Annotated in this window: 16 protein-coding genes; 10 read left to right on the top strand and 6 right to left on the bottom strand. The window is 55.6% G+C overall.

Going from position 1 to position 18910, the window contains the following annotated elements:
* The first annotated feature begins 290 nt into the window (after positions 1 to 290).
* The 3 genes from H6815_04135 (at position 291) to bshB1 (ending at position 4583) form a co-directional block, all read left to right on the top strand.
* Complete coding sequence (locus tag H6815_04135) at positions 291 to 1766, top strand: choice-of-anchor B family protein (protein MCB9859620.1); 1476 nt, start codon at positions 291 to 293, stop codon at positions 1764 to 1766.
* 324 nt (positions 1767 to 2090) lie between these two features.
* The gene (locus H6815_04140) at positions 2091 to 3701 is read left to right on the top strand and encodes a DUF839 domain-containing protein (protein MCB9859621.1); all 1611 of its coding nucleotides are present in this window, start codon (positions 2091 to 2093) and stop codon (positions 3699 to 3701) included.
* A 174-nt stretch (positions 3702 to 3875) separates the two neighbouring features.
* The gene (gene bshB1 / locus H6815_04145; protein ID MCB9859622.1) at positions 3876 to 4583 is read left to right on the top strand and encodes a bacillithiol biosynthesis deacetylase BshB1; all 708 of its coding nucleotides are present in this window, start codon (positions 3876 to 3878) and stop codon (positions 4581 to 4583) included.
* Positions 4584 to 4585: 2 nt separating this feature from the next.
* Here bshB1 and H6815_04150 read toward each other — a convergent pair whose 3' ends face one another.
* A complete protein-coding gene (locus tag H6815_04150; protein MCB9859623.1) occupies positions 4586 to 5149 on the bottom strand; it encodes a hypothetical protein in 564 nt (187 codons plus the stop codon).
* A 553-nt stretch (positions 5150 to 5702) separates the two neighbouring features.
* On the opposite strand from H6815_04150, the gene H6815_04155 reads away from it, so the two are divergent.
* The 5 genes from H6815_04155 (at position 5703) to H6815_04175 (ending at position 10855) form a co-directional block, all read left to right on the top strand.
* The gene (locus H6815_04155) at positions 5703 to 6122 is read left to right on the top strand and encodes a VOC family protein (GenBank protein MCB9859624.1); all 420 of its coding nucleotides are present in this window, start codon (positions 5703 to 5705) and stop codon (positions 6120 to 6122) included.
* 7 nt (positions 6123 to 6129) lie between these two features.
* On the top strand, positions 6130 to 7140 hold the full coding sequence (locus H6815_04160) for a hypothetical protein (protein MCB9859625.1): 1011 nt from the start codon (positions 6130 to 6132) through the stop codon (positions 7138 to 7140).
* A gap of 77 nt (positions 7141 to 7217) precedes the next feature.
* Positions 7218 to 8528, top strand: coding sequence for a serine hydroxymethyltransferase (locus tag H6815_04165; protein ID MCB9859626.1), 1311 nt, complete (start codon positions 7218 to 7220; stop codon positions 8526 to 8528).
* Positions 8529 to 8535: 7 nt separating this feature from the next.
* Positions 8536 to 9606 carry an extracellular solute-binding protein gene (locus tag H6815_04170; GenBank protein MCB9859627.1) on the top strand — a complete coding sequence of 357 codons (1071 nt, stop codon included), beginning with the start codon at positions 8536 to 8538 and terminating at the stop codon, positions 9604 to 9606.
* A 226-nt stretch (positions 9607 to 9832) separates the two neighbouring features.
* A complete protein-coding gene (locus H6815_04175; GenBank protein MCB9859628.1) occupies positions 9833 to 10855 on the top strand; it encodes an HD domain-containing protein in 1023 nt (340 codons plus the stop codon).
* Between the two features lie 5 nt (positions 10856 to 10860).
* Here the strand turns inward: H6815_04175 and H6815_04180 are convergent, their stop codons facing one another.
* From H6815_04180 to H6815_04190, 3 genes are read right to left on the bottom strand one after another with little or no spacing between them, the layout of a single operon-like run.
* On the bottom strand, positions 10861 to 11478 hold the full coding sequence (locus tag H6815_04180) for a hypothetical protein (protein MCB9859629.1): 618 nt from the start codon (positions 11476 to 11478) through the stop codon (positions 10861 to 10863).
* Between the two features lie 3 nt (positions 11479 to 11481).
* Positions 11482 to 12099 carry a hypothetical protein gene (locus tag H6815_04185; GenBank protein MCB9859630.1) on the bottom strand — a complete coding sequence of 206 codons (618 nt, stop codon included), beginning with the start codon at positions 12097 to 12099 and terminating at the stop codon, positions 11482 to 11484.
* A gap of 3 nt (positions 12100 to 12102) precedes the next feature.
* On the bottom strand, positions 12103 to 12714 hold the full coding sequence (locus H6815_04190; GenBank protein ID MCB9859631.1) for a hypothetical protein: 612 nt from the start codon (positions 12712 to 12714) through the stop codon (positions 12103 to 12105).
* A 209-nt stretch (positions 12715 to 12923) separates the two neighbouring features.
* On the opposite strand from H6815_04190, the gene H6815_04195 reads away from it, so the two are divergent.
* Both H6815_04195 and H6815_04200 read left to right on the top strand, forming a co-directional pair.
* Positions 12924 to 13544: a hypothetical protein gene (locus H6815_04195; protein MCB9859632.1), complete on the top strand. Its 621-nt coding sequence runs from the start codon at positions 12924 to 12926 to the stop codon at positions 13542 to 13544.
* Positions 13545 to 13897: 353 nt separating this feature from the next.
* Positions 13898 to 16762 (top strand): zinc-dependent metalloprotease, encoded by a 2865-nt coding sequence (locus H6815_04200; GenBank protein ID MCB9859633.1) that lies wholly within the window; start codon positions 13898 to 13900, stop codon positions 16760 to 16762.
* 82 nt (positions 16763 to 16844) lie between these two features.
* On the opposite strand, the gene H6815_04205 is transcribed toward H6815_04200, so the two are convergent.
* Positions 16845 to 17855 (bottom strand): hypothetical protein, encoded by a 1011-nt coding sequence (locus H6815_04205; GenBank protein ID MCB9859634.1) that lies wholly within the window; start codon positions 17853 to 17855, stop codon positions 16845 to 16847.
* Positions 17839 to 18906, bottom strand: a complete 1068-nt coding sequence (locus H6815_04210) for a hypothetical protein (protein MCB9859635.1) — start codon at positions 18904 to 18906, stop codon at positions 17839 to 17841. The genes H6815_04205 and H6815_04210 overlap by 17 nt, the downstream gene beginning before the upstream one ends.
* Positions 18907 to 18910 lie beyond the last annotated feature (4 nt).

Raw genomic sequence — 18910 nt, forward strand, 5'->3', positions numbered from 1 at the left:
TCGATCAGCTGTTCTGAAATCTGGTTTCTTGTACTCTGCGCCAACTGACTTTGATTCGCAACCTGCTCCCATAAACCACCATCATGTGCAAGAAAGCTGGATTTGGTGGTGTCTGACAAGTTGTAAGACTTAGCGTTCGAGCGTGTTTCATGGCGCTTCCACGCGGTTTCTCGTTGGTGAAATCGCGTTTTTCCATTAGACTACAGGTTGTGGGACACTGGATCCCGCGCGCTGGCTGGCCTCATCGGCTGGCATGATCACATGACGTTTGAAAAACCGGAGGTAGATTCATGGCCCGCACCATCCGCCCACGCACGGGCATGCTGCTCATTACTGCTGGCACACTCGCTGGCATCTCCATGTTTGCAGGCGCACACGACGAGGACGTGCGCAAGATCAACGACGGTGCTGGCGCACCGGTCAACATGCCACCACTCACAGGGCGCGTGTATCGTGACACGGACGCTGTGCCCGCTGGCACGTTGCAGTACATCCCCGGCGGCACTGCTCCCGAGAGCGGCAACTTCCAGTTTGAGAACATGGAACTGCTCTCCTGGATTCCGCTCACATCGTTCCCCGGAACGCAGACGCGCGGCAATGACTGCTGGGGCTATGTTTCGCCGAGCGGGCGCGAGTACGCCATCATGGGTGTCGAGTGCGGATTCAGCTTTGTTGAGGTCACCGATCCGCTCAATCCGGTGCAGATCGAGTACATAGCAAGCACATGCTCGATCTGGCACGATATCAAAGTCATCGGTTCGTATGCGTACGGTGTTGCCGACTCGACGGGTAACGGCTTAAACGTTATTGATCTGTCGGACATTGACAACGGGAACGTCACTCTCGTGCAGAACGTGACAACCGGCGGCATGAATACTGCGCACAACATTGTGTCAAATACCGATTCCGGCTACGTCTATACGACTGGTGGCAACATTGCCAACGGCGGCCTGACCGCGTGGGACGTCACGACGAATCCAGCAAGCCCAACCATCGCTGGCTCGTGGAACAGTTTCTATGTGCATGACGCTGTTGTTGTGTCGTACGACTCCGGCCCGTACGCGGGCAAGGAGATCGCGTTCACCTGCGGCGGCACAAGCAACGGATGGAATAACACGGGCTTGCGCATCGTCGACGTGACAGACAAATCCAATATGACACAGATCGGTCAGACATTCTGGACCGACCCGGAGTACTCGCACCAGTGCTGGATCTCCGACGACAAGCAGTACCTGTACCTTGGCGACGAACTCGACGAGGAGTATCAGGGCATCCCGACCCGCACACTCGTTGTGGATATCTCCGACATCAACAACCCAACAATCGCGGGTGACTTTACCTCGGGTCTCCCATCGATCGATCACAACCAATATGTTCGTGACGGCTACCTGTTCCAGGCGAACTACACCTCTGGCATCCGTGTCTGGAAGCTGGATAACCCACTCAGCCCAACGGTCGTTGGCTGGTTCGATACCTACCCGGAGAACGACAATCCAGACTTCTCCGGCGCGTGGAGCGTGTACCCGTATCTCCCGTCCGGCAACATCATCATCTCTGACATCAAGCGCGGCATGTTCATGGTTCGCATGGAGTGCTATGCCGATTGTGACGGCAACGGCACGCTGAATGTGTTCGACTACATCTGCTTTGGCAACGATTACGCTGCCTCGGGGTCGTACGCCGATTGTGATGGAAGCGGATCTCTGAACGTGTTCGACTACATCTGCTTTGGCAACAGCTACGCAGGTGGCTGCCCGCTCCACTAGTTCCCAAGTTCACGATAGATCTTTGTGAATCGCCGCCCCGATTGTACAAATCGGGGCGGTTTTTTGTATTCACTCGATTTTCACACTTTACCAACACTGTCTTAATGTCTTGCACATCAAGTCTTTGCTTTGCAAACCATGCGCAAAGTTTATGCAAGCTCGTTGCATTGCTTCCTCGAAATGCTGTTCATGCTCCGTCATCTGCATCACTTAGCGCATTGCTTGCACGACCTTTCTTGATGTGTTTCTAGCCTCCTCAGGTTTTTCTATCGCTGCGCATTCTGTTTGCACAGCACGTCGACGGAACCCGGAAGGAGTAGAAACGTGAAGAAGTCAATTGCAGGTATCGCGCTCATGCTTGCCATCGCAGGCCAGGCATTCGGCCAGACAACAGGCCCCAGCAGCAGTGTCAACCCCATGATCACTGGCACATACAGCAACGTTGAAACCGTCTCGATTCTGACTGTCGGTGACACACCGACAGGCTCTAACTACCGCATGGTCGGTATTCCTGACGGCCTCGGAGCGTTCGACAACGGCAACGGCACATACACGCTTCTGATGAACCATGAGCTTGGCGACACCCTTGGGGTTGTGCGGGCGCACGGCTCAGTCGGTGCGTTCGTTTCCAAGTGGGTAATTGATGCGTCAACACACGAGGTGCTCTCGGGTGAGGATCTCTGCACCACCGTGTACCAGTACGATGTCAACACAGGGGCATATGTTGCTGGCACAACAGCGTTCTCACGATTCTGCTCTGGTGATCTCCCAGCCCCCACCGCGTTCTACAACAGCGCAACGGGCATGGGCACACAGGAGCGAATCTACATGAACGGCGAGGAGACCGGTTCCGAAGGTCGTGCGGTTGGTTTCATTGCTACAGGTCCCGACGCAGGCGACGCGTACGTTCTGGCGTGGCTCGGTCGCATGAGCTGGGAAAACTCGATCGCCTCTCCCACTGAGAGCGACGCCACAGTGGTCATCGGCACAGACGACGCCTTCCCAGGTGAGCTCTTTGTGTATGTCGGAACCAAGACAAACACCGGCACAGATATTGACAAAGCTGGTCTGAACAATGGCAAGCTCTACGGCATCAAGGTCACCGGCTATCCCGACGAGCCCGTTGCCGGCATCCCCAATGGCACGCCCTTCACGCTGTACGAATACACCAGCGTGCTCACTTCAACGGGTGCCGACCTGCAGACACAATCGACTGCGAACGGCGTGACCGGATTCGCACGACCGGAGGATGGAGCATTTAACCCGCTCGATGGCAATGAGTTCATCTGGGCATCAACCGGAAACTCCGGCCGCCCGACTCGTCTCTGGAAACTCACCTTCAATGACATTACCGACCCAACACTCGGTGGCACCATTGACACACTCATCGAGGGCGACGCGACAGGCCTTCCTTTCGACATGGACAATCTCACCGTCGATGCATACGGCAACGTGCTGATCCAGGAAGACACCGGCAGCAGCGATCGTCTTGCCAAAATCTGGAACTACTCGCTCAACCGCGACGCGCTCACAGAGATCGCGGAACACTCGCCCGAGTTCTTTGACCCGAACCTGCTCGGTGCGGGCATGCCGGGACCGAACTTCATCACAACCAACGAAGAAGCATCGGGCATCATCCCCATGTTCGATATCCTCGGTAACGGCTGGTATGTGCTTGACGTGCAGGTTCACGCCAGCAATCCTGATCCGGAACTCGTCGAGGGTGGTCAGCTTGTTGCAATGAAGAGCCCGTTTGCGTTCTGCTACGGCGACTTTGATCAGAACACCATGCTCAACATCTTTGACTACATCGCATACGGAAACGCGTACGCGAACAACGACGCGCTTGCTGATTGCACAGGCGATGGCACGCTGAACATCTTCGACTACATCTGCTTTGGCAACCAGTACGCACTTGGCTGCCCGAACAACTGATGACTCGCTCGGTCGGGTGCGTGTGACCTGACTGAACTTCTCAAGCGCATTGTGCGCGGCTCCTTGCCAGCGACCCCGCGAGCAATCGTGGGGTCGCTGTTCGTTGGAAGCGTCCTCACGATTCGCAAAGCCAACAGAGAAGACCCGTCCCGGCATCGCCACATACAGTCACGCATGGCAAACATCCTTGTTGTTGGACCGCATCCCGATGATCAGGAACTGGGCATGGGTGGCACAGTCGCCCTGCTCGCATCGCAGGGGCACAGGGTCACACTGCTCGACATCACAAACGGCGAGCCAACACCCTTCGGGAATCCTGAAACACGCGCAACGGAAGCGAGCGCAGCAGCCCAGGCGCTGTCTCATCCCGGCAATCCTGTTGAGCGCATCCAGCTTGGATTGCGGAACAGGTTTGTTGAGCACACCATCGAAAACCGGCACAAGGTTGCCGGGATCATGCGCAGGGTGCAGGCAAGTATTGTGCTCGTGCCGTACTTTGAGGATGCACATCCCGATCATCGTGCTGTCACGCGCATTGTTGAAGATGCGCGGTTCGACGCGAAGCTCACCGGGCTTTCCATGCCCGGCGACAACGATCAACCCCCGATCTATCCCAAGTGGCTGTTCCATTACTACGCGACGCATCTGCGCATCGTGCGCGAACCGAGTTTGATCGTCGACATAACGCAAACGATGGACGCAAAGATGAAGTCCATCGAGGCCTACGCCTCACAGTTTATTGTGAACGAGAAGAACAGAGCAGTGATGGAATGGGTGCGCGCGTTCAATCGGTTCATGGGATCGCGCATCGGTGTCGAGTACGGCGAGCCGTTTCACGCGGCAGAACCGATCGGACTGAATGGTCTGGGTAATCTGGTGTAGGGTTACACGCCAAAGCCAAATGCATTGAGCAGTTCAAGTATCTCTTCTGCAGCACATAAACTCCATAGCATGATGCTGGCAAAGAAGCCGACAGCACTGAGAGCAACACTCACGGCAAGTGGTCGCTGGAGTTTTAAGTATCGTTCACTTGCAATAAAGAGAGAAAACCAAGCGAATATCATCATCAAAAGCATTGGGAGGATGAGCCCGATTGTGCCAGCAAAGCCTCCCCAATACCAACGTTCCCAATCATCCTCGGCACCTGCAAGGAGCGCCAAACCAAATCCAATCGCAGACGCGAGTCCGGCAAGAGGGGCCAACGAAAGAATCCATGCCCAGACACGCACGACATGTCCCGCGCGCACCTTCGCACGTTTTCTTGTAGCCGGTAGGATGAACAGAACTGCCGGTGCGATGAGTAGAAACACAACCGGAACAAGCACCACAAATGGGAGCCTATGAATCGAACCCAGCAAAAATACTTGGCTTCGCACATGTAGCGTTTCAGTCCAAGGCCAAACAATATCTAAAAGATATCCCTTTGGACTATTGATGTGTTCATCCAACTTATCGATTTGCACGAGCTCGGCTGGTGAAAACGTGCTCAGTTCCGATGGCGAATACATCGATCGAAACGCGGGTTGTGAGAATCTTGCCCATACCCGATGCAGACTCATTGGAAGTTGCAGGCATGCAAGTGTCGTGATCACGAGCACACAAAGCCGAGTAAGCCGAATCTGATGCTCCATCCGCATCAGGGTCCAGAGATGCATCGGACGCAACGCAAAGAACCACGCCAGCGGGATGCGCAGTGGCCACTTCATCCCTTCGCGTTCGACAGACCACCACGGAATAGGCGTGATCCTGCGCGTGATCAGTGCCTGCCAGTCAAGCTCCAGGCCACACTCGGAACACTGACCTCGCAACGGGCACGCGTCCTTCCACGACGTAATCACGCCGGACTGATCGTAGTTGCAACGAGGGCAGACCGCAGCTGATGTGTTGTGTTGTTGGAACTTCCCCGCCATAACGCACCATTGTAATACACATGCGATGTCTCATCAGGTGAATACTGCGGAATGCCGCTATGATCTATCCAGCAGACACAGGAGTTCAGCAATGGCCAGCCTGCCTCAATCGACCGGGCTTATTCCACATCTGACTGTCGATGGCGCAATAGCTGCGATCGAGTTCTATACCCAAGCGTTCGACGCAAAGGAGTTGTTCCGAGCGCCAGCAGAAGATGGGAAGCGATTAATGCACGCGTCCATGCAGATCGGACACAGTGTAATTTTTCTCAACGATGACTTCCCGGAGATGTGTGGAGGAGTATCACGACACCCGAACGCGCTCCGAGCGGTGCCAATGCGGCTTCATCAGAATGTAAGCGATGTTGATACGGCTCATGCAAAGGCAGTGAGAGCGGGCGCGACCACGGTTCTAGCGCCAGCGGATATGTTCTGGGGTGACAGATACTCCATTGTGAAGGACCCATTCGGACACGAATGGTCGTTCTCAACACCGATCAAACCATCGTAACGTTTTCATGATGGCACACGAACCAACGCACACGCACGAGACAGAGCAGAGAGACATGCTGTCTCCGCGCTGCGGGTATGACCTGCACGGTGTGATATCATCATGGACCAACGCGTGTCCATTGCACGGCAACTGCTCCGAGTGCGGCCTAGATATTGACTGGGCCGACATCGTGCAGGGTCGGTTGGGTCAGATGCCGAGATGGTACGTTGAGAACGGCGGACTTCGCACATTCGTTACATCCATCTGGACCCTGCTGAATAGCTTCGCGTTGACATGGTTCTGGCGCAGAATCAAGCTTGAGCACGAAGTGCGGATTTCGCCGCTGATGCACTATCTGGTTATCGCACACGTTCTCGCACTTGTTGCTAGCAGTGCAATGTGTGGAATCGTGGCAACAGCGGGTGCTCGAGCGCTCAACCCCTATACATTCCTCGGCCCGATCAGTCCCGCGTTCTTTGCAAAGGCAGGTGGAGGATGGGAGGAACCCGTTTCACACGCGTTCCACTATCACGTAAAAATGCGAGGGGAGTTCTTTGATCTGCTTCCAGTCACAACGTATTTCGCCGACCCTATCGTCTGGCTTCCATCGCTTGTTCTCTATGCAATATTTGTGGTTGCACCGCTGACAATGCCCCTGATGTACTTTCTGTTTAGTGATTCGCTCGGGCTCAGTCGAATCAGGCTGGTCCATCTGCTGCGAGCAACTGTCATCGGCTCGGCACTGATGCTGCTCCTGTCACAGCTGTTGCTGGCGTTTCGTCTCGGCATCAGCCACAGCTCCATGATGGTGGGCGATAGATATCGGTGGGATAAAAGCGAACTTGGTGCCGGACTCTTCGAAATCGGGCTGATCATCGTCGTTCCTGCAGTGCTGCTCTACTGGTGGTCTGTCGGGAGGTTCTATCTGCGGTTTGATCGCGTGGTCATCCCAACGCTGCTGCTGTTCGCTGGTGCCACAATCCTGTCGTTTTCGGTTCCTGCACTGGTATTCTTCATCTTCAGCGCTCCCTCGTAATCGAGTCAGCACGTGATACGATCCGGTTCAACGGCTGCAACTTGCGCAGCCGTCCCCTCACCCCGCACGGAGCACCTATGGCAAGTGTCACCGACCATGTTGCAGCACCTGATGTTCCCGGCTTTCTTCGCGCATTCGATGCGCAGATCGCGGATCTCATCGCGATTGAAGCGGAGCGGCAGCAGTCAACCATTGAGCTGATCGCATCGGAGAACCACGCATCGCTCGCGGTGCAGGCAGCTGCAGGATCGTGCCTGACCAACAAGTACTGCGAGGGATACCCGGGCGCACGGTACTACGGCGGATGTGAGCACTACGACGAGATCGAACGCGTGTGCATCGATCGTGCCAGGCAGTTGTTCGGATGCGAGTTTGCCAATGTCCAGCCGCACTCCGGCGCGCAGGCCAACGGCTCATTGTTTCTCGCGCTGCTCTCGCCTGGCGACACGTTTGCAAGCCTCGTGCTTTCCGATGGCGGACATCTCTCGCACGGCCTGAAGGTGAACATGTCCGGCAAGTGGTTCAACCCCGTCCACTATCCGCTCCACAGCGACCCGAACCATCCCGAGTTTGAGCGCATCGATTACGACGCGGTTCGCGCTGTGTGCATGGAACACAAGCCGAAGCTGCTGATGTGCGGGTACTCGGCGTATCCGCGTGTGATCGACTTTGCAAAGTTCCGCGCGATCGCCGACGAGTGTGGCGCAATCCTGCATGCTGACATCGCGCACATCGCGGGCCTGGTTGCCGCGGGTGAGCACCCCTCACCATTCCCCCACTGCCACGTCGTCACAACAACAACGCACAAGACACTCCGCGGACCGCGAGGTGGACTGATTCTGACAAACGACGAGGAGATAGCAAAAAAAATCAACCGGGCTGTCTTCCCTGGCATGCAGGGCGGGCCGCTCATGCACATCATCGCAGCAAAGGCAATCGCGTTCGGCGAAGCGCTCAAGCCCGAGTTCAAAGCATACCAGAAGCAGGTCATCACGAACGCGCAGACGCTTGCAAATGCACTCATCAGCCATGGGTTCCGCATCACGTCCGGCGGAACGGACAACCACCTCATGCTGGTCGATCTCCGAGGAAAGAGTGCAGATCTGACCGGTGCTGACGCAGAAATCTGGCTCGAACGCGCGGGCATGATCACGAACAAGAACGGCGTGCCGAGCGATCCGCGTCCGCCAAAGCAGACCAGCGGCCTGCGCCTCGGATCGCCTGCGACAACTACACGTGGGTTCAAGGAACCGCAGATGCAGCAGATTGCAGCGTGGATCGATCGCGTGCTGTCTGCCGGACTTTCTGGCGAGAGCGCGCTTGAGACAGAAACAGCAAAGGTCCGCGAGGAGGTTCGCTCGCTCTGTGCAGAGTTCCCGTTGCATTGATACAAACATGAACACACACAAAGCCGCTCTGTTTCTTGTTCTTATTGCATGCGCATGCGTGCATGTCTCGTGCTCAAAGAAGCAATCGGGCGCACAAACACAAACGGTTGTCCTCTACTCCAGTGTGGACGAACCGATCCTGCGCCCGATCGTGCAGGCGTTCGAGGAAAAGACCGGCATCAATGTCCAGCTCGCGTCCGACACCGAGGCAACAAAGACGACCGGACTTGCGACCCGCCTTCGCAACGAGAAGAACAGGCCGCGCGCAGATGTGTGGTGGTCGTCGGAGCCAATGTGGACAGTGCAGCTTGCCAGCGAAGGTGTGTTCGAGCCGATCGACCAATCCATCATTGACGATGCAACAACTGGAACAGCGTGGCCCGAATCGTGCATTGGCGAGAACCACATGTGGATCGGCTTTGGCTTGCGAGCACGCGTCATCGCGTACAACACCGAAGCCCTTGATGAAAGCAGTCTGCCAACCACACTCGCAGAGCTTGCTGACCCGGAATACAAAGGACGTGTCGGCATGGCAAAGCCGGAGTTCGGTACAACCCGCGCACACATGGCAGCGCTCTGCAGCACCTGGGGCAACGAAGCCTTCGAATCATGGCTCACGGCAATGCACGAGAACGGATTGCGACTCTATGACGGGAACTCCAGCGCCGTCCGCGCAGTTGCACTCGGCGAGATCGACTTCTGCCTGACAGACACCGACGATATCTGGAACGCACAGACACAGGACTGGCCTGTCGGTGTGATCTACGAGACCATCGACGACACGATTGATCCACCGTCGCACGGCGCGCTGTTACTTGCAAACACCGTCGCCAAGGTCCGCAATGATGCCCACTCCGATGAAGCAGACCGTCTTCTCAACTTCCTGCTTTCAGAGGATGTCGAGCGGATGCTGATGGAGTCGACCTCGCGTAACGTGCCCATCCGTGCATCACTCGCAGAAGAACTCTTTACAGCACATCCGCAATCGCGTGTTGACACACCATGGTTTATCCATCCCAACGAGATCTCCGCAGCGGAATCCGATGCAATGCAGATCGTTGATCGCGTGCTGAACTGAAATCCACCATCAACACGAACCTGTATTTAATCCAGCACGGTGGTCCTGTAAGCTGCCCGAAGAACCTGCACAATCGATACAATCGCCGCATACAGCGTATGTGCGTATCCGTCTGTATCGAGCGCACCTCCTGTGCGATAAACGCCGATGGCGCAGACACTTGTTTGCTCTGCAATACAATGTGTTGTTTGCATACCACGGCGCGTTCTGCCGATGCACGAAGTGTATGTCTGTGCCCCGCAAGCGATCGAAGCGCGTGATTGAGAGTCTCGCCCAGTCGAGACAGTCATTCATTGTTGCTGTGCTTGCGTTGCAGGTGATACTGATCATCGCGTTCTCCGGGTCACTCTTCTATTTTCTCGGCAAGCAGGTGTCGAGTTTCATGACTGCGCACACGCACATCGCGTGGCAGCCGCTCACGAGTTCCATCGAACGAACTATTCAGATTGCTGGCTTCGTGCTTCTCGCTGTGATGTCGATCGGGCTTTCTGTTATTGCCCGCATGCACCATGCGAGTGTGAGCCAGATCGGGCGCATCCTTGAGAAGCAGGTAAAGCAGCGTGTTGGTGAAGCGCTCGCGTCCAGACACGCACTGATTCTCGGGCTTGCGAAGCTCGCCGACTATCGCGATTCAGATACCGGAGCCCACCTCGAACGTATCAGCGCATATGTCGAGCTCATCGCACAACACCTGAGCAAGGACAACACCGAGATCACAACAACGTGGATCGAGCAGCTCAAGCTCGCATCCTCATTGCACGACATTGGCAAGGTCGGCGTGCCGGATTCTGTGTTGCTTAAGCCTGGCAAACTCACGCAGGAAGAGCGCGAGCAGATGCAACTGCACACCAACATCGGCGCAGACACACTCATCGCGGTGCGACAGAAGATGGGGCCCGACCCGCTGATCGATATGTCCGTCCAGATCGCGCTCCAGCACCACGAGCGCTGGGACGGCGATGGGTATCCCATGCAACTGAAAGCTGACGAGATTGCGCTGCCCGCGCGGATCATTGCGCTCGCCGATTTCTACGACGCGCTCACATCAAAGCGTGTGTACAAACCCGCGTGCTCGCACGAGCAGACGCGCGACATGATCTATGCTGAATCGGGCAAGCAGTTCGATCCGAAGATCGTCGAAGCATTCATCGCGTGTGAGCGCGAGTTTGACGAGATCCGCACGCGCATGCAGCCAAGCGAAACCGAACTGAAGCTGGTTGAGCGTCATTTGAAAAAGCGGGCCGCGTAGAGAGCTCATCGTCTCCTGCGCGACACGAGAACAAAGCCACCAATCGCACACAGACTTGCGCCCGGCGCTGGAACAACGTGGATCACAGCCGATCCGTGCTGGAACAGACCAAGCGTGACAAGATCAGGGCCGCCAATAGTGCCAACATTATCGTAGACGATAAACCACGGCGTATCAGTAGTGGAAAGCACAACATCGCGCGAGGTGAAATCATTTGTCGACCACGTTGCCTGCCAGATTGGGATCGCATTCATTGGGTTTGCAGTGCAGCCAATATTTATCTGAAACGTAGATGCACCTGTAAAGCCCCCGTTGGCAAGTGTGCCGGGCCAGAACGAACTACATATCCCGGGCGGCCCCATTGGAGAGGGCAACTCGATGTTTGAAAGTACTCCATCGGGATCTGAACTGCTCAACCCATATTGCGACCATCCAAACGCAAAGTAGTTGGTTGGAAAGTACGCCGAGATGCGCACAGTGACTTCAGGATTGTGTGCTGAGACGTCCCCGCCGATCACTTCGACTGTGAATCCGCCCATCTCCGGAGATTGCAGATCTGCAAACGCTGACTGCGATGCGAGCAATGCAACTGCGCAATATGTTGTCAGCCTCGTTCTGCGCACTGGTCATCGTCTCCTGCGCGATGCACACACAATACCACCAATCGCACACAGACTTAGACCCGGCGCTGGAACAACATGGATCACAGCCGAACCGTGCTGGAACAGACCAAGCGTGACAAGATCAGGACCACTGAGTGTCCCTACATTGTCATAGACGATAAACCACGGTGTATTACCAGTTGAAAGCACAATATCGCGGGCTGTAAAGTCTGTCGTAGACCATGTTGCTTCCCAAATTGGAATCGGATTCATCCAGTTCGCTGTACAACCAAGGGCGTTGATTTGAAAAACACTGGCACCAATGACTCCCCCGCCAACAGGCATACCAGGCACAAATTGATTGCATACTCCTGACGCAAGGGGTGATGGGAGTTCAATATTCGAGAAAATCCCATCCGGATCCAAACTAACAAGGTCGAAATTCGCGTACCCGAAAGCAAAGAAGTTGCTTGGAAAGTGTGCCGAGATGCGGACCGTCACTTCGGGGTTTTGTACTGAAACATTTCCCCCGATTACCTCAATCTGCCAACCACCCATCTCCGGAGACTGCAGATCAGCAAGCACCGTGTGCGAGACGAGCAGTGTAACTGCGCACCATGTTGTCAGCCTCGTATTGCGCACCGATCATCGTCTCCTGCGCGATACACACACGACACTGCCAAGCGCCAGCACGCACGCGCCCGGCGCTGGAACAACATGGATCACAGCCGAACCGTGCTGGAACAGACCAAGTGGGATAAGGTCGGGACCACTGATTGTGCCAACAGTTGTATACACAGCAAAGTATGTTGTATTTGCGGTTATCAGTTGAACATCGCGCGCGGTAAAATCTGTCGTGGACCACGTCGCTTCCCAGATAGGGATCGGATTCATTGGATTCGCTGTGCAACCCACATTAATTTGAAAAAGACTCGCACCAATCACGCCTCCGCTCGTGGGCGTGCCTGGCTCGAATATGTTGCACAGATTGGGTGGCCCAATCGGCTCAGGCAATACGATATTCGAGAATACCGCATTGGGATCCGAACTGAGAAGATCAAAGTCAGTGTAAAAGAGAGCAAAGTAGTTGGGCGGAAAATATGCTGAGATGCGCACAGTGACTTCAGGATTGTGTGCTGAGACGTCCCCGCCGATCACTTCGACTGTGAATCCGCCCATCTCCGGAGATTGCAGATCAGCAAGCGCAGACTGCGATAGAAGCACTGCGACCGCACTAGGTAGAACACCTAACTTCATTCTCTATTCCTCCGCAATGCAACGTGGGTGTCCATTGATTACTATACACTGGTATGGCGATTGTGCCAGAAAAAAAAACGGGAGGAAGAGCCATGAACCTGCGCGGAACCCAAACTCGCATGGCATTTGCTCGACACACATCTTCTTCCATAATGCAATGCAGCAACTGCTCTCTCGATCTCTGTTCAGCTGCAAGCAAAAGCTGGACCATGCGCAATGTACTCATAGCACTCTTTCCAACTGCTCTTTGCATTTCAACTGTTGCTGCACAGCCGATCGGCACTGGAACATATGTTGCAGATATCAAGTATGGAAGTGGTGGTGCTGTTACTCCATCTGAACCAGTTGTTACTCTTCGATTGCACGTCGAGCGCAGCGCGGGGTATGCGCTCGCCCTGAGCTACTTCGATCTCACTGCCAGCGACGGAGCGTTTACCTTTGTCGATTACGGGATGATGCAGGACGAGAGCTGGGGCGCTTCCCAGAGTACGTCGGGTTCGTCTTTGGCTGTCAACGCAATCCAGTGGAACACGCCATCACCATTCCCCCTGTTTTACCATGCATTGACCGACAATCCGATACACATACTCACGTGTACATGGACAACGTCAGATTTTACTGAACGCGATGTTTTATTGCACACGCTGACATCGCAGATGGCTGCGTATCTTGGATCGGGGTACAACCTTGGCTTTGCAAGCGCACCTCTGACTCCGATTGAACTGAGCTCGACAATCCACGTTGTTCCTTCACCGTCCCCAGTTGCTTTGATCTCATTCTGCACCTGCTCATGGAGTCTTCGAAGGCGCAGGGAGCCTGCAATCAGTTGATAGATCTACGCTGGCAGCATGCGAACAGCCCTTGAAATCGGCTGAATCTGCCCGGCCTAGCCATCGCACCCGATCCTTCAGATCCTGCGTGATCAGCGGTAAACGGCGAATCACCCATGCGCCTACATTCTGTGGTAGACTGAGACTGGTGATGGAACACCCATCGAACCGAAGCAGTATGTGCAATACCGGCCCATCGTGTGGACCGGATCACTCAAGCGCATCCCCTCGGGCTGAGCACATCCCCGGCCAACGAGGGACCTGGATTGGGAGATGTTCGGGCTTTTTTCCCCGACATTGAAGAGGCTGTAGGATGTGGCCGTTCGACTTTTCGTGCAGGAGACCATGAAGATATGAAGTACACACACCGGATGGTTTCGCTGATCGCGCTTGCCGGGCTCGCTGTGCCCGCGCTCGCTCAGCCGAAGAAGGATTTCCCCGACTTTAAGGATGTCGCGAAGGACTTCGAGAAGGTGATCTCGACGCGCGACGACAACTCGTTCTACACCGTGTGGGTGCGCGAAAAGGACGGGCAGATGCTGGCAGAACTCCCGCGCGGATGGTCCGGCCAGAAACACTTCTTTGCGATGACTGTCGCGGCGGGCGAGGAGTTTGCCGGACTGCAGGGCGCCGACTTTGTTGTGCAGTGGAAACGCTTTGACAAGCGTCTCGCACTGATTCAGCCGAACTTTGCAACGCGCACCAGTGGCGACACCGAGAGCCAGGACGCGGTCGATCTGATCTACACCGATCGCGTCATTCTCGATGTGCCGATCGAGTGCATGGGTCCGAACGGGCAGCCGGTGATCGACCTTGATGAGTTGCTCGTTGGTCGCATCACAACATTCTTCGGCGGCTCTGCTGGCGGCGCGAACTCGCGTCTTGCAACGGTCTCCAAGGCAAAGAGCTTCCCGGAGAACACCGAGATTGCTGTCACGCTCCCCGTGCAGGGCGGACTCTTCAAGACATTCCATTACTCGCTGAGCCTGCTCAAGGGCACACCGGGATACAAGCCGCGCGTTGCTGACTCGCGCGTGGGGTTCTTCACAACAGACTATCGCGACCTTGGCGAGCTCGACTCACAGAAGCTGCACGTGCGCTACATCAACCGCTGGAATCTTGAGAAGCGCGACAAGAACCTGAAGATGTCGCCACCGAAGGAACCCATCGTGTACTACATCGACCACACAGTGCCGGTGCGCTATCGCCGGTTTGTGCGCGAGGGTCTTGAGTACTGGAACAAGGCATTCGAGAATGTGGGTATCCTCAACGCGATCGAGGTTCGCCAGCAGGACAAGCTGACCGGCGCGTACATGGACATCGATCCGGAAGATCGTCGGTACAACTTTGTGCGCTGGGTAACGAACGAGACCGGTCTTGCGATTGGTCCGTCGCGCGCCAACCCATACACCGGTGAGATTCTTGATGCTGACGTGGTCGTCTCTGACGGCTGGGTGCGCGCATGGGAGTTTGAGTTCTCAGACATCATGCCGAAGATCATGATGGAAGGGTTCTCGCCCGAGACATTAACGTGGCTCGACAAGAACCCACAGTGGGATCCGCGTTACCGTATGGCTTCGACAGATCAGCAGGAGCTGATGCTTGCGGAGCGTGCGCGTCGTGGCGTGTTACCTTATGGCGGTCACGCAATTGCAACAGCTATTGACACGGAGCTTTCGGCAAAGCTCAACGGCGGCGTGCTTGATCGTGGTTCAACACCATCAGGGTTCTGCCAGGCAGCAGTTGGCAAAGCCTTTGATATGTCGATCGCTCGCATGACCGAAGAGCTCGGACTGATCAACGATGACAAGGAAGGCGAAGTCGAGAAGATCGACGGCATGCCGGAAGACTTCCTCGGCCCACTGCTCGCCGATCTTATCGCACACGAAGTCGGACACACACTCGGTCTGCGCCACAACTTCAAGGCATCGGCGCTCTACTCGCTCGATGAGATCAACTCCGATGCTGTCAAGGGCAAGAAGGCGATGGCAGCATCTGTCATGGACTATCTGCCGACAAACTTCAATGTTGATGACACCGCGATCCAGGGCGATTATGCCATGATCGACATCGGCCCGTACGACATGTGGGCAATCGAATACGGCTACACATCGGATGAGAAATCGCTCGAAGAACTGCTCAAGCGCTCGAATGAGCCTGAGCTGCAGTTCGCAACCGACGAGGATACATCCGGTCCGGATCCGCTTGCTCGTCGATACGACTTCACAGCAGATCCGCTCGACTTTGCCAGATCGCAGATCAAGCACGCCGAACTCATGCGTGAGAAGCTGCTGTCTGACTTTGTGAAGGATGGCGAGCCGTGGACACGCGCACGTCGCGGCTATCAGATCACGCTGAACATGCAGGCACGCGCGTCGAGCCTGATGGCAAGCTGGGTTGGCGGTGCATTCGTGAATCGCGACAAGAAGGGTGACAATGGCGGTCGCACACCGATCACTGTTGTCGATCCCGACATCCAGCGCGCAGCACTCAAGTTTGTCATGGAGCACACATTCCGCGATGACGCGTATGCGATCACACCGGATCTGCTCCAGCACATGACCGTTGAGAAGTGGTGGGACGACAACAGCGCGTTGCAGGACTCTGCGTGGCCGATCCACGATCGTGTTGCAGCCGTTCAGGCGTCTACACTGACACAGCTTATGAACCCAACCACGATCCGTCGCGTGTACGACAATGAGTTCTTCACGCCGAGCGATCAGGACGCGCTGACTGTTCCCGAGTTGTTCTCAACTGTCAGTGGCGAGGTCTGGTCAGAACTTGACCAGTCACCACGGTCAAAGGTCTCCGATCGCAATCCGATGATCTCATCGCTCCGCCGCAACCTGCAGCGCGAGCTGACCGATCGTCTGATTGATCTCACGGGCCCGAACGGCATGCCCGGCTCTGCTGGCAAGCCCGTCTCCAATCTTGCGATGGTCGAACTGTCCAACATCCACGATCGCGTGGCAGCAATGCTCGACAAGCACGGCAAGAATCTCGATTCGTACACCAGCGCTCACCTGCACGAGACAAAGACCCGCATTGAGCAGGTCAAGAACGCCGAGTACGTCTACAACCAGTCCGGCGGCGGCAGTCTCCCGTACTTCTTCTTTGGTGATCAGCCTCAGCAACAGGCCCAGCCTGTTGAGGTGAAGATCATCGAGGTGCCGGTGCCCTACGTGCCCGCGACATCGCCCGAAGGCGAAGCGAAGTAACGCAGACACACGCATCTGATGTGTAGCACCAAAGCCCGGGGATGTGATCCCTGGGCTTTTTCGTGCGCGATCGGTTGTCTTCTCACCGACGAACTGCTTCAGCCTGCTTTGCACTGCGCCGTCTGCGCCACCAGCGCCTGAAGTTTCGAGACCACCGTTGATGATGGAAGTATGCGGTGAACAGAGAAGAAGTCAGAACACTGCCTCCAAGCGCTATCGGCATCAACTCGTCGGTAAGCTCTGGGGGCGCAACATACTCACTCGGATATCGCAACTCCAAGCCATATAGCGCGCCATACAGAATACCGGCGCAGATTGAGAAGCTCAGAGATATCAGATAGAGAAATGCTTTGTCGTGTTGTTTCCGCTTTGCTGTTGCTGCCGTATCAACCGCATCCTGCAGCACCGGGATCAACCCGGCTCTCGACTGACCCTGATTCCGAACTTTCGGCCCCTTCCATGGCAGCACGCGCCCATCAGGTGTAACGAGACCATTTGAAGTGTATCGAGACGGTGAGGGTGGCTGTTGCAGCTTGCGCCGAGTAACTTTCACATCGAGAAACTCCAGCGCTGCACCAAATACACTAAACGTAACGAGTACCAGCAGTGCTCTCCACCATGTATGGTTAGCGATGCAGAGTCCAGCAACCACTAACCCTACCATTGTGGATATCACAATTAAACCACCGTGCGGAGGCCGCTGCACAACCGGGTGATCTAGAAGATTCAATGTCCCGTTGCGCATAGCGTTGATGTGTGCTCTGGCATGGAGTTTCAGGCTCAAATGACGATATCGCGATTTCTCAAGCTCACATACGATGACCGCGCCATCGCACACCGCCACCACTCCTTCGTTCGACAGCACCAGATAACTTGTTATGTCTGTACGCACCGCAAGCATCAACCACGGTATTCGAAGCTCACGCGATTCGTCACCAAGCCTTGCATGCCAGCTTGTTATTCGCAGTCCTCGCCATGTGGGGACAGATGGAAGCCGAACGATCGGCCGTTCCCATAGCTGGGATCGATCGTCTTCGCCTGCCTCAAACCATCCGGTTGGCACACCCTGAATCACATCACACCGCTTTCTCATCATTCGATGATCGATCAAGTCGCGATGCGTGCATGCGCTGCCATCGCAAAACATCACGCGTCCAGCGCTCGCTCCATACCGAAACCTGGATCAATGTTCCAAGCCCCAGCATAAAGCACACAAATACGAATAGTGCGCGCGCGACAATATGCCACGGCATGTGCTGGAACCTCGGATTCATCGAAATCAGATACGCTGCAGCGAGCACGCTGGGCACGCCAACAAAGATTCCGAGTCCACACAACACCCACATACGCGTTGCCTGCCACTGAGTCGTCCGGCGTTTGCGAAGTCCGTGGTGCTCCAGTGCGATGGGCACAATAAACGACCGCATGGTGCCGTGAATTCGATCGCGCCTCCCATCACAAACTCTCGGAAGCCTTGCATTGTCCACTGACAATCTCACCGCGCTCCAGAGGAATGTCTCGCCGCTCGAAAGTGCGATGCCATCTGATGTGTATAACACGGGCAGCGCATCACTACTTCCGACCGAACGCGCCTTTGCAAACACTGTGAGGATAAGCAGTGCCGGGTACCACCCAAGTACCAGAACAATGTATGGTGTAAATGCTGTTGCTCCAAGCACGCACCATAGAGCACCGAAGAACACAAACAACCAGAACACGAGTCGGGTATTTCGTACGTCACATTCCTGATCCCGCCTGAACGCATCAACCAGAAGGAGCGTGCCATCGCGGATTGCGTTGCGATGCGCACGCCTGTGCAACTGGCGCGCGATGCCTTGATACGCTTCATCGACCTGCAGCACAACGAGCTTGTCATCCTGTTGCCCCCGAATCCCATCCTGCGACACCACAATGTAACCGCCCACCGATGGATGAAGTCCCAGCATCAGCCATGGCACAAGCACCGAACCGGTTGCTTCGTTGTTGTCTACGTTTCCGAAATCGCTTTGTGGCCAGGTAGGAATAAAAATCCCGTGCCACGCCGGCTCAGCTCGGAATGTCACTGCCTTCGCCCGCCTAAAGCCATGCCTTGGCATTTCGTTGGCATGATTGAACCACGTCGTCGTATCAATAGAGGCTTGCATCAGT

The sequence above is a fragment of the Phycisphaeraceae bacterium genome, assembly GCA_020639155.1.
GTDB lineage: Bacteria > Planctomycetota > Phycisphaerae > Phycisphaerales > UBA1924 > JACKHF01.